Origin of the sequence: Chlamydia sp. 12-01, assembly GCF_042234205.1 — a bacterium.
GTDB lineage: Bacteria > Chlamydiota > Chlamydiia > Chlamydiales > Chlamydiaceae > Chlamydia.
In genome coordinates this window covers 676,358-688,178 of record NZ_CP114174.1, presented here as the reverse complement: position 1 = coordinate 688,178, position 11,821 = coordinate 676,358, and the positions used below count along the sequence as shown (strand labels likewise).

Here is an 11,821-nt window from a genome sequence, read left to right as displayed (position 1 = left end):
AGAATTCATGATTTCTAATGGGGGTAAAACCAGGAAAAATCTTGGAGCCATAGCTCTAGCGGGTATGGTAATTAGCTCTATGATTGGGGGAGGAATTTTTAGCCTTCCCCAAAATATGGCAGCATCCGCAGGAGCAGGAGCTATTATCTTAGCATGGATCCTGACAGGCGTAGGCATGTTTTTTATTGCCAATACTTTTAAAATTCTCTCATTAGTACGCCCTGACTTAACAACAGGGATCTATATGTACAGCCGAGAAGGATTTGGGCCTTACATAGGATTTACTATCGGTTGGGGATATTGGTTATGCCAAATCTTTGGTAATGTCGGTTATGCCGTAATGACCATGGATGCGTTAAACTATTTCTTCCCTCCTTATTTTAAAGGAGGAAATACTATCCCTGCGATTATTGGAGGCTCTATTCTTATATGGGTTTTCAATTTCATAGTCCTTAAAGGAATCCGTCAGGCATCTTTTATCAATATTATCGGAACAGTATGTAAACTCGTTCCTCTTATTGTATTTATTGTTATCACAGCATTCGTATTCAAACTTGCCATTTTTAAAACGGATTTTTGGGGACATACAGCCACAAAAGCACAACCGTTATTAGGGTCGGTAACTAGCCAGTTAAAAAGTACAATGTTAGTTACTCTATGGGCCTTCATTGGAATCGAAGGAGCTGTTGTTATGTCAGCACGTGCGAAAAGCTCTAGTGCTGTTGGAAAAGCTACCATACTAGGTTTTATAGGATGTTTAACTGTTTACATACTTTTATCTATCTTACCTTTTGGTTCCCTATTCCAACATCAACTTGCTGGTATTGCCAATCCTTCAACTGCTGGAGTATTAGATATTCTCGTAGGGAAATGGGGTGAAGTCTTAATGAACGTGGGTCTTCTTGTAGCCATACTCTCCAGTTGGTTATCCTGGACAATGATCGTTGCAGAGATCCCTTATTCTGCAGCGAAAAATGGTACGTTCCCAGAGATCTTCACAATAGAAAATGCTGTACACTCTCCTAAAGTCTCGTTATATATAACGAGTGCTCTTATGCAAATCGCTATGCTTCTCGTATATTTTTCAACAAATGCATGGAATACGATGTTGAGCATTACAGGAGTGATGGTTTTACCTGCCTATTTGGCAAGTGCTGCTTTCCTTTTTAAATTTAGCAAAGACAAAAATTATCCAAATAAAGGACCAATTAAATCATCAACTGCGAAATATACAGGAATTTTTGGTGTTATTTATTCTATCTGGTTGATCTATGCTGGAGGTTTAAATTACTTATTTATGGCTATCATTCTCTTAGCTTTAGGTATTCCCTTCTATGTAGATGCTGGCAAGAAAGGTAAGAACGCTAAAACTTTTTTTGCAAAAAAAGAGGTTACAGAAATTACAATAATTGCTTTGTTGGCGTTATTAGCGATTTTCCTCTTTTCAACGGAAAAAATCCGTTTATAACGATCCCAATCACCCTTTGGGAGAGGCCTTCGGGCCTCTCTCATTTTTTCTTTAAATTTCCTTTCTTTCCTTCTACATTCCCCTCTGTTATTTAATGCATTATTTGCTTATCCTCAGAAGTAGATAATAGAGATAAATTCTTAATTAAGATCCTAGATTTCAAGGTAAACGTATGCGTATAGCAGTTTTAGGAGCAGGATATGCTGGTCTTTCTGTAACTTGGCATTTGCTACTACACTCTCAGGGAACAGCAACGATAGATCTTTTTGATCCCGTTCCTTTAGGTCATGGCGCATCAGGATTATCTTCAGGTCTCCTTCACGGTTTTACCGGAAAGAAAGCAAGCAAACCCCCGCTCGCAGATTTAGGAATTACCTCTACCCACGGCTTAATCACAGAAGCCAGTAAAGCATTAAATATTCCTATTGTTCTTTCCCGAGGAATCATACGCCCAGCTGTAGATGACGAGCAGGCGGAAATTTTTATGAAACGCGTTGAGGAATTCCCTAATGAATTAGAGTGGTGGGAAAAAGCACGTTGTGAGATGACAGTTCCGGGTATAGTTGCTAATCTTGGAGCCTTATTCATAAAGAACGGCGTAACTATCAATAATAATGCCTATATCAATGGTCTTTGGGATGCTTGTGCCAATCTTGGTACGCAGTTTTATGATGAACTTATAGAAAATATCGAAGATATCAAAGAATTTTACGATCACATTATCGTAACTCCAGGAGCTAATGCTCATGTTCTCCCCGAATTACAAAAACTTCCCTTATCTAGTGTAAAAGGTCAACTTGTAGAAATCTCTTGGCCTGAAGATCTGGCAATGCCACAATTCAGCATCAATGCGCATAAGTATATGGTGGCAAACACGGAAAACAATACTTGTATTTTAGGAGCGACTTTCGAACATAACCAGCCTGAACCTGTTACTGACGAAACTGTTGCCTATAATGAAATCATGCCACCTGTTCTCTCACTATTTCCTGCTCTTAAAAATGCAAAGATTCTCAATTATTACGCAGGAATGCGTTCCTCAAGCTCTACCCGCTTACCTGTGATCAGTAGAATAAAAGAAAACCTTTGGTTCTTAGGAGGCCTAGGATCCAAAGGTCTACTTTACCACGGTCTTACCGGAGATATGCTCGCCCAGGCTGTATTAAAACAGTCTACAGCTTATGTAGCTAAAGAATTCCTATTCACTCTTTAATTAAATTTTCTTTCGAAGTCTGCTTCTCTAAGTAAAAATCAAAAGAGAAATTGAAGAAGAAGGAAACCGCCGGTGTAAGAATCAATGCTATTGGCATGACCAATACCAAAACTTCCATCAAAAACGATCCTGTATTCATATCTGATAAACAAACTAAATGCGACATCAAATAAAACGAGTCTAAAGCTAGCCAGCTACACAAAGCTAAAGGTGTTGCTGCTATAACAAACCCTATAGACTGATTTAAAATATTCCCCTGAAAACAACGAAGTAATTGCATATAGTCGACACTGTCGTGATCACTTAAAGCGGGTATACAGAAAAATAGAGATACAAAAGCACCTAGAAATAATAAAATCAAAGTTGTTGCTGAAAGGTAAGGAACAAAAATCAGCAGGGTATGAAAGAATTTACCAATCCAAGGCAAAGAGCTTAAAAATACCGAGAGTAAAATTACTGTGCTTACTACAACCATAGCTATAAAAAATGGCATAGAAACCAAAAGAGATAGCCACAGTGATTTCCAATTCTTATGAAATGCTGTAGCTATTTTACCTACATTTCCTGTGGATTCTTGTTTTAAAAGTGCCTGTACAATCACAGCGGAAGCACAAACAATACTAAAAGAAGAAAAAAAAGCTCCCAATCCTAATGTGGATAGCGAGAAACTAAGCACAAACTGTGAACATAGTTTTAAAAATATAGCAAAAACAAAACCAAAACAGCACAAACTAGAAAAAATAAAAAGAAATCGCTGTTTATTAAAAATCTTCTTAAAAGCATTTTGACTTAATACATCAAAAGATTGAGTCATAAATCACCCCCACTAACTTACGCTATAACAAAGAGACATTGGCTTTTTCCTGAGAAATTTCATCCAAGGATATTTGAATCTTATTTTTTATAAAGGCGTCCCAGGATAATCCAGGGACAATCTCGTAATCCCCAGAGGGCAACATACGACATGGGAAACCGAAAATTAAATCTTCAGGAATACCATAAGGATTGTAGTCAGAACATACTCCAGTAGAGAACCACTCTCCATCTTTAGGAAGGAAAATAGAGCGTGCAGCCTCTGCTAAAGCACGAGCAGCAGATCCTGCGGAAGATTTTCCACGAGCTTCAATCACAGCGCTTCCTCGATTTTGAATAGAAGGGAACATGATGTTTTCAAGCCAATCACGATCACTTATAACTTCTACGGCAGATTTTCCTGAAATTAATGCCTGAGTGAAATCAGGAACTTGTTTTGCAGAATGATTTCCCCATATAACAACATTGGTAACTTCATCTAAAGGTACCTCCGCACGATGTGCCAACATCGTATGCATACGGTTTTGATCCAAACGCAGCATAGAGTGAAAATTCCTTCTGTTCAATTTTGGAGCTTGATTCATAGCAATCCAACAATTGGTATTTGCAGGATTACCAACAACAAAAATCTTTGCATCTCGTTTGGCAGAGGTATTTAATACGGAACCTTGAAGCGAAAAGATCTCTCCATTACGCTTTAAAAGATCCGAACGTTCCATTCCAGGACCTCGTGGTGCTGCTCCTATAAGAAAAGCTGCGTCAATACCATCAAAAGCATCTTCTAAAGAAGTTGTGACACGTAGGGATTGTAAAAGAGGGTAAGCGCAATCATCAAGTTCCATACGAACACCGGAGAGCACCCTTTCTAAACCTGGGAGGTCATACACACGTAGATCAATGCCACAATCACTACCAAAAACATCGCCGTGAGCTAGAGCAAACAAAAAGCTGTAGGCAATTTGCCCTGTTCCACCCGTTACAGCAACGCTAACTGTACGTGTTAGTTTCATAATCACGCCTCCCTAAAAAAAATCACTATAGTCTTTAAATAAAAACAAAATCAAGCGCGTCTATTTTTCAATAGCCAAAGAAAAAATTCCCCAGCTAAAACCATATTAAGAGGCGAAATAAATAAAAGCGCTACACTCTTATCCACAATACTCCGCATCTGAATTCTATACCAAGACTTATGCTTTACCAACGTTTCTGTCAAACCTTAGTTCCCATCCAGAACTCCTATAAAAGATCGGAATTTCCGAATAAAAATAGAGTAGAAATCTTAAAAAATATTGGCGTATAAAAAAGACAAAAAGAAACATTCTCGTTTCTTAAAAACAGTTGTAAATCAAGGAATGATAAGAAAAGAAGACTGACTAGAAAGCTATACGGTAGAAAATAGCTCCTCGAGTCCCTACCCAAACTCCCGTACCAGATTTGATAACCTGTTCTCCCTTACGAGTAGATAAAATACCGTGAATATCTAAAAACCCTACTGAACGCACACGAATAAAAAACATAGTGTTTCATCCATCGCTTAGAAAATGAAAGCACTAATTATACCATAAAACTATTAAAATATTCAGGGAAAACGAGTTCCATCTCTCTGAAATCCCTGGATATTTTTACTTTTTAGTATCGTTAAAAAGTCTTAACAGAGCTTCTGCCTCAAGAAGGGTTCCTTCTTTTGCCTGCCCCTGCATAATCTGCAAAACCTGATTTGCCAGATCTTTCCCTAGAGTAACTCCCTCTTGATCGAAGGAGTTAATTCCCCAGCAAAAGCCTTGAAAGACTATTTTATGTTCATAGAAGGCTAAAAGAGCTCCCATAGAGTAGGGAGTGAGTCTCTCAGACACAAGAAGAGAGGAAGGGCGATTTCCTCTAAAATTTTTATTCGGATTCGTATTTTCCCGTCCTTTTGCTAGGGCTATCGACTGTGCCACCATATTAGCAAAAAGCTTTTGAGAAGAGCTAGATCCAGCTATAACAATATCCTTTCCCCTCTGATTTTCAAGAAAACCAATAAATTCTATAGGTACGATATCACTACCTTGATGGAGACATTGGAAAAAGGAATGTTGGCTATTTGTTCCGACTTCACCCCAAATAATAGGGCTTGTAGCAAAACTTATTATCTCCCCGGTTTGAGCCACACTCTTTCCATTAGATTCCATACCACATTGCTGTAAATGCGCAGGGAAATACTCTAATCCTGTAGCATAAGGAACCACAACAGAAGTAGGATAACGTAAGAAATTACGATTCCAAATTCCTAACATTGCTGATAATAAAGGAAGATTTTCACTCATACGAGGTTCTAAAGCAGCTAAATCCATAGCTGCAGCTCCCTCAAGAAGCTGTAAAAACGCGTCAAATCCATAGACAAAGCCTAAAACAACTCCACCAACCATAGATGTAGAGGAATAACGTCCTCCAATACTATCCCAAATATGGAAAACTTCGAGATATTTACTTGTATCATCCATAGGGCTACCTTCACAGGTAACAGCAATGAAATGCTCTTGAAAACTCAATCCCTGTTTTAAGAAATGATCCGCTAGTAATTCTTCATTAACAGCAGTCTCTAATGTAGTTCCTGATTTAGATACGGTAACAACTAAAGTTTTTGCACAATCTATCTCTTGTAAAACCTCTGCAGCATTGTCAGGATCTACATTAGAAACAAAATATACTTTCTTATCTGATGGGCAACAACCTTTCAAAGCACAATGCAAAGCTTTAGGACCGAGTTCCGAACCCCCTATCCCAATTTGTACAATAGTTGTAAACGCATCCCTATATTTATTGAGAAAATCTTTTAAACGTTGCGCTTCGATTTTTGATCTTATAGCAATATCCTCAGCATTACCTTTTAAAGGGATTTCCTTAACCCACGCACGTGTCGCGGTATGTAGAGCAGGTCGAGATTCACTAGGGAAGTTATCAATATAGTTAACAACTTCTCCATTTTGCATGGCTTGCATGGATTCGATAAGACCACGTTCAGCAGCTAAATCTGTCAATGCAGATAAAATCCCCTCATCGATACGTTCCGTAGCATAACTTAATGTAAAACCCTCTACAGATAAGGAAAATCTTTCTATACGCTCTTTAGAAATTACTCCGGAGACTGTTAAATCTATAGGCATCACAGCCAAATCTTGTAATATCTTTGTTGAGGAGCTCTCTAAAAAGCCTTTTCTATTCATCGTCTACCTCGTCCTAGCTTAAAAACTACCTAAATATCTATACTAAAAACTATACCAGCCGAAGTTAAATCTTATGACCTCAGCCCAGTTTTGCGATGTTATCCTTGAACAATTTGTTCTTTTTCTTTCGGTAGATCGCGGTCTTTGCCGCAATTCCATTTCTGCGTATTGTCAAGACATTACCTTATTCCTAAACATAAACGCCATTACATCAACTGAAGAAATTTCCCAAGATAGCGTATATCTGTTTGTTCAGCAGCTACATAAACGCAAAGAAGCTGAATCTACTTTAGCGCGTCGCCTGATTGCCTTAAAAGTGTTTTTCCGATTTCTTAAAGAAGCAAAGCTTCTTGATCACCCTCCCCTTATCGAACATCCGAAAATTTGGAAACGTCTTCCCTCTGTCCTGACTCCGAAAGAAGTGGATGCTCTTTTAGCCGCCGCTCAACAATCTGAAACCTCTCCAATCATCTCTGCCAGAGATACAGCAATTCTCCATACACTATATTCTACAGGTATTCGCGTATCTGAACTCTGCGGTTTATACATCGGTGATGTTAGTGATGATTTTCTTCGTGTCACAGGGAAAGGCTCTAAAACACGACTTGTCCCTCTAGGGCAACTCGCCTGTAAGGCTATCGACACCTATCTGAATCCTTTTAGAGAAAATTTCCAAAGAAAATACCCAGAAGAACACCATCTATTTCTCTCTATACGTGGGCATAAGCTAGAGCGTTCCTGCGTGTGGAGGAGAATCCATCACTATGCAAAGCAAGTGACCCATAAACGCGTCTCACCACACTCCCTAAGACATGCCTTTGCCACACACCTATTAGATAACAAAGCAGACCTCAGGGTCATTCAAGAAATGCTCGGGCATGCCCGTATTGCCTCTACAGAAATTTATACACATGTAGCTGCGGATACATTAATAGAGAACTTTCTCTCCTATCACCCGAGAAATCCTTAATCACAATAGTAGAAAAACGTACCATCTTCAAAACGAGAATAACAGTCTTCGTCACCCCGTGATGTTCCAGTATATCCTCCGTAAGTCTCTGGATAATAGTATCCATACTCATAAGGATAGTAGAAGCTATAGGGAACATGACCGTTCTGTTCTTGGAACTGTAACCCTGATACAGGCATCGCCTTTACTAAGGATGCAGACTCCGAAGCAAGGGAATTTTCTCCAAAAGCTACAGAAAAACAAAAACTTAGGGAACAAGTAAGAACCAGAAGCATTTTCTTCATAAAATTCCTCAAAAAAATCTAAAACTCTAGATTTTATTTTACTATGAATGGGAATTTAATGATTTTCCTAGAGAAGAGATGTTGAAATGCCCAGGATAGGACTTGAACCTACATGCCGCGAAGCACTGGATCCTAAATCCAGCGTGTCTACCAATTTCACCACCTGGGCAGAAAAACATTCTAGATGGTTAGCAGGTTCATTTTGATTCCTATTACCGTTTTTGTAAATAGAAAATCCCCATATTCTCGAGTATTCTCTCCTATCGTCTAACCCTTTTACAATCAAACTTGCAGGAAAATGGGGTTTTATATAATTTTCATCGTTTCTATGTCCCCATAACTTATTCGTGCGAAAATTAGTATGAACACTCCCCTGCCTTCAGCAGTTCCATCAACCAACATGACGTTAAAGGAAGATGCTTCTTCTTCATCCTCAGTATCAACATCTTCCAGTATTTTAAAAACCGCAGCCGGAGATGTTGCGCTTTCTGTATTTTCTTCAGAAGGATCAGCACCAGCCTCGCTAAGTTCTCTCGCTGCTCTTGCTCTTGCGCAAATTTCTGCGACCTCTGGAGAAAATGCTAGTCCTTTACAAGATTGCGCTCATAATCTTGTTTTCCTTCCTCCGGAAACTGTTGAAGTTGAGATACTCATCTCCGATCTCCTGCAAACTTTAGAAACTACGGATCTTACAAAGATACAAGAAGAACCAACAAGTTTAGGAAAACAAGAACAACTCCTTCCTCAAGAAGGATGCAAACCTCAGGATGTGGCACCAAGATCTACAAAAGAGACATACGCCACACCAAAAGAATCACAAAAATTCTCAAAAGCTTCTACCGGCTACTCTTCTGCAAAAGCTGCTGATTCTCGATCTTCTACAATCCTCTATTCAACGCAATATACTTCGGGACCATTTGCACAACGTGCTGCTCAGACCACAACAACATCTCAGCAACCTCGCATGGAAAAAGATGGGGAACATATTTCTCCTCAATCTCATAGCTCCTTTCTTATAGAGAAAAAAGAACAACAAATCTTTACAACAAAATCTCATGAATCTAAACAAGATCGTGAAAATCGAGATCAAAAACAAGATCAACAACGCGATGGACAACATCAAGAAGATGATTCTCAAGAAAGAGGTAGAGGAAGAAAATATAAAGCAAAGATTTCTGTCGAAGAAATCGAAGAGGTTTCTCCTCAACTCTCTGTAGCACATCTACGTTATCTTAATGATATACGCCAATCCCGAGAAATTAACGTTGAAGAAGAAAAAACATTTAAGAGAAAAGCACAGTCTCCGATGGCACTTTTCACCTCAGCAACTCCTCCACAAGGATTTACTCCAATCCCCACTCCAAAAGTTGAAAATGTATTTATACGTTTCATGAAACTCATGGAAAGAATTCTTGGACAAGCTGAAGCTGAAGCTCAGGAATTGTATCTACGTGTTAAAGAACGTACGGATAATGTGGACACATTAACTCTACTTATTTCTAAAATTAACTCTGAGAAAAGTGCTATTGATTGGAGAGATAATTCAGAAATGAAAACTCTTGTAGATCAAGCTAGAAAACTCGGTGTCACGATAACAGATACATTACAATGGTCTGAAGAAGAGAAAAAGCTTCTTAAAGAAAATATTCAAATGCGCAAGGAAAATATGGAGAAAATCACGCAGCTTGAACGAACAGATATGCAAAGACATCTTCAAGAAGTCTCACAATGTCATCAGGCGCGTTCTAACGTATTGAAACTTCTTAAAGAACTCATGGATACCTTTATTTACAATTTGCGTCCGTAATGTCATATTTAGCTTATTTATTAGAAAAAATAGCTTCTTCAAGCAAAGAAGATTATCCCTTTCCGGATGATTTGGAAAGTTATCTATCGGGATATTTTCCAAGTAAAGATCTACCATTAGATACATACCAAAAATTTTTCAAAATTTCTTCTGAAGAACTAGAACGTGTTTATAAAGAAGGTTACAACGCCTACCTCAATAGAGAGTATCAAGAAAGTAGTGAAACTTTTCGTTGGTTAGTCTTTTTTAATCCTTTCGTTTCTAAATTCTGGTTTTCTTTGGGAGCATCTTTGCATATGAGCCAACTTTACCCTCAAGCTTTACACGCTTATGCTGTGACTGCGTTATTGCGAGATAAAGATCCCTATCCTCATTATTACGCCTATATCTGTTATACCCTCATGGACCAACATGAGGATGCGAGTAAGGCTTTAGAACTCGCATGGGAACGGGTGAAACATCATAGCGCTTATCAAGAATTGAAAGCAGAAATCTTGGATATAAAAAACCATGCATAATCCCATAACTCTAGGGAATTGACTATGTCTTCCTGGCTCGCACAATCTACAGAAATTCTCTTAAATCAACAGCCTTATATTCCAGATAATCCTAAGCAATCTGAAGGGACATCGAGTATCAAATATTCGATCATTGTAGCTACAGAATCTTCAGGAAAATCCTTAGAGAAATTCTTCACGAATAGACTGAGTAAAGCCTTATCCACAAAGAATGATGGACAAATTATTACAGATAAACAACTTACTCCTGCAAGTTCTAGAGAGAAAATCTTACAATTTGGAAGCTCTCCAGCGTCACAATTACCAAAAAAAGAACAGACATCATCATCCTCACCATGGAATCTCTTTTCACAAAAGAATTCCAAAGAATCGATGAGAACCTTGCTTAGAGATTTAATGATGCCAAAAACTCAGGAAAAGGCTTCAGAAAAAGGCTCTTCTTCCGAGAAATCTCTAACCACACCCACATCTAAACAATCTGAAGAACAACCAAAAACTCAACACAGTTTAAAAAGAACAGAGATCTTCCGCGAATCTACAGAAGATCTAGAACATAAAATATCATCTGAGGAGAAATCACTTTCTTCTCGGGATGCTGATTTGCGCAGCAAAGAAGAAGACCGACTAACTCTAAAATCGCCACAAGGAAAATACAGCAAAGGATTATCACAAGATGAGCATCCAGGAAAACAGCAGCATCAAGAAAGTCTCTTTAAAAAATTCCAAAAAAATAAAAAAACGCGAGCAGCTTCTGTTGTTCCTATTATTAGCCCTCCTTCTGTTGGTGTATTTACTTTAAGTTACCTACTGACAAAACAAGGGATACTTTCAGATTTCTCTGCTTATGCATCCTATAAAGATTGTGTAGAGACAACTCAGAAGGAATTAGAAGCAACACATGAAGAACGCATAAAACAAATTCAAAAATCTATAGAAAAAGAAGAACAAGCAAAACGTTGGGGTTCATTAGCTACTATTGTAGAATGGATCACTCCATGGATCTCCATAGGACTTGCCTCCGTTGCCATCGTTATGGGTGGAGGCATCTTCTCTTGGGTAAGTTTACTTGCAGGTCTTATAGCCCTAACTCTCACTTTATTAGATGCTCTAAATGGCTGGGAAGCAATTGAAAAACTTCTTCCCGGAAAGAATAAGCAGTTAAAACAAAAGATACTGAAAATAGTACAAATTTCCCTCTATATTATATCTACCTTACTTTCCATTGCCACCTTACAGATAGAGAACCTCGGGTTTTCTCCACTTGTAGAAGGAGCCATGCGTGGGATAGGCCCCGCTTTAGAAGGAGCTTTAAGTCTTTTACGTGGGGGAATGCTTTGGATACGATCAAGTCTATTTAAAATCAAATCCCGATATGTATCTCTTGAAACAAAAATAGAGTTATTAAGTTTGGAAAGAGATGATTACCTAGCTCGCACTCAAGAACTCATAGAAAGTATTCATGATTCTTTCGAAAATCTCGCACGCGTGTTACAGTTGTGTAGAGAAATCGACAGAACGTTTCTGGAAGCTCTAAGGTAAATT

At 38.5% G+C, this 11,821-nt stretch carries 11 protein-coding genes and 1 tRNA gene; 6 read left to right on the top strand and 6 right to left on the bottom strand.

What is annotated here, in order from left to right:
* Window positions 1–7: 7 nt before the first annotated feature.
* Together O1W69_RS02995 and O1W69_RS02990 are read left to right on the top strand one after the other, a co-directional pair.
* A complete protein-coding gene (locus O1W69_RS02995; protein WP_375793095.1) occupies window positions 8–1,468 on the top strand; it encodes an amino acid permease in 1,461 nt (486 codons plus the stop codon).
* 172 nt (window positions 1,469–1,640) lie between these two features.
* Window positions 1,641–2,681, top strand: coding sequence for an FAD-dependent oxidoreductase (locus tag O1W69_RS02990; protein WP_375793094.1), 1,041 nt, complete (start codon window positions 1,641–1,643; stop codon window positions 2,679–2,681).
* Here O1W69_RS02990 and O1W69_RS02985 read toward each other — a convergent pair.
* The 4 genes from O1W69_RS02985 to O1W69_RS02970 all read right to left on the bottom strand — a co-directional run bounded on the left by O1W69_RS02985 (window position 2,671) and on the right by O1W69_RS02970 (window position 6,700).
* A complete protein-coding gene (locus O1W69_RS02985) occupies window positions 2,671–3,495 on the bottom strand; it encodes a hypothetical protein (protein WP_375793093.1) in 825 nt (274 codons plus the stop codon). The genes O1W69_RS02990 and O1W69_RS02985 overlap by 11 nt on opposite strands.
* A 22-nt stretch (window positions 3,496–3,517) precedes the next feature.
* The gene (locus O1W69_RS02980) at window positions 3,518–4,504 is read right to left on the bottom strand and encodes a malate dehydrogenase (protein WP_375793092.1); all 987 of its coding nucleotides are present in this window, start codon (window positions 4,502–4,504) and stop codon (window positions 3,518–3,520) included.
* Window positions 4,505–4,867: 363 nt separating this feature from the next.
* Window positions 4,868–5,011, bottom strand: a complete 144-nt coding sequence (gene ltuA, locus O1W69_RS02975) for a protein LtuA (RefSeq protein ID WP_375793091.1) — start codon at window positions 5,009–5,011, stop codon at window positions 4,868–4,870.
* A gap of 105 nt (window positions 5,012–5,116) precedes the next feature.
* A complete protein-coding gene (locus O1W69_RS02970; RefSeq protein ID WP_375793090.1) occupies window positions 5,117–6,700 on the bottom strand; it encodes a glucose-6-phosphate isomerase in 1,584 nt (527 codons plus the stop codon).
* 73 nt (window positions 6,701–6,773) lie between these two features.
* On the opposite strand from O1W69_RS02970, the gene O1W69_RS02965 reads away from it, so the two are divergent.
* Window positions 6,774–7,670: a site-specific tyrosine recombinase XerD gene (locus O1W69_RS02965; protein WP_375793089.1), complete on the top strand. Its 897-nt coding sequence runs from the start codon at window positions 6,774–6,776 to the stop codon at window positions 7,668–7,670.
* Here the strand turns inward: O1W69_RS02965 and O1W69_RS02960 are convergent.
* Together O1W69_RS02960 and O1W69_RS02955 are read right to left on the bottom strand one after the other, a co-directional pair.
* Complete coding sequence (locus O1W69_RS02960; protein WP_375793088.1) at window positions 7,667–7,954, bottom strand: hypothetical protein; 288 nt, start codon at window positions 7,952–7,954, stop codon at window positions 7,667–7,669. The two genes, O1W69_RS02965 and O1W69_RS02960, sit on opposite strands and share 4 nt — an antisense overlap.
* Before the next feature lie 87 nt (window positions 7,955–8,041).
* Window positions 8,042–8,123 (bottom strand) — tRNA-Leu (locus tag O1W69_RS02955).
* Between the two features lie 192 nt (window positions 8,124–8,315).
* On the opposite strand from O1W69_RS02955, the gene O1W69_RS02950 reads away from it, so the two are divergent.
* The 3 genes from O1W69_RS02950 to O1W69_RS02940 are packed head-to-tail and all read left to right on the top strand — an operon-like array spanning window position 8,316 to window position 11,818.
* A complete protein-coding gene (locus tag O1W69_RS02950; RefSeq protein ID WP_375793087.1) occupies window positions 8,316–9,761 on the top strand; it encodes a hypothetical protein in 1,446 nt (481 codons plus the stop codon).
* Window positions 9,761–10,279 carry a SycD/LcrH family type III secretion system chaperone gene (locus tag O1W69_RS02945; protein ID WP_375793086.1) on the top strand — a complete coding sequence of 173 codons (519 nt, stop codon included), beginning with the start codon at window positions 9,761–9,763 and terminating at the stop codon, window positions 10,277–10,279. Before O1W69_RS02950 ends, O1W69_RS02945 begins: the two co-directional genes overlap by 1 nt.
* A gap of 24 nt (window positions 10,280–10,303) precedes the next feature.
* Window positions 10,304–11,818: a hypothetical protein gene (locus O1W69_RS02940; protein WP_375793085.1), complete on the top strand. Its 1,515-nt coding sequence runs from the start codon at window positions 10,304–10,306 to the stop codon at window positions 11,816–11,818.
* The last annotated feature ends 3 nt before the right edge of the window (window positions 11,819–11,821 follow it).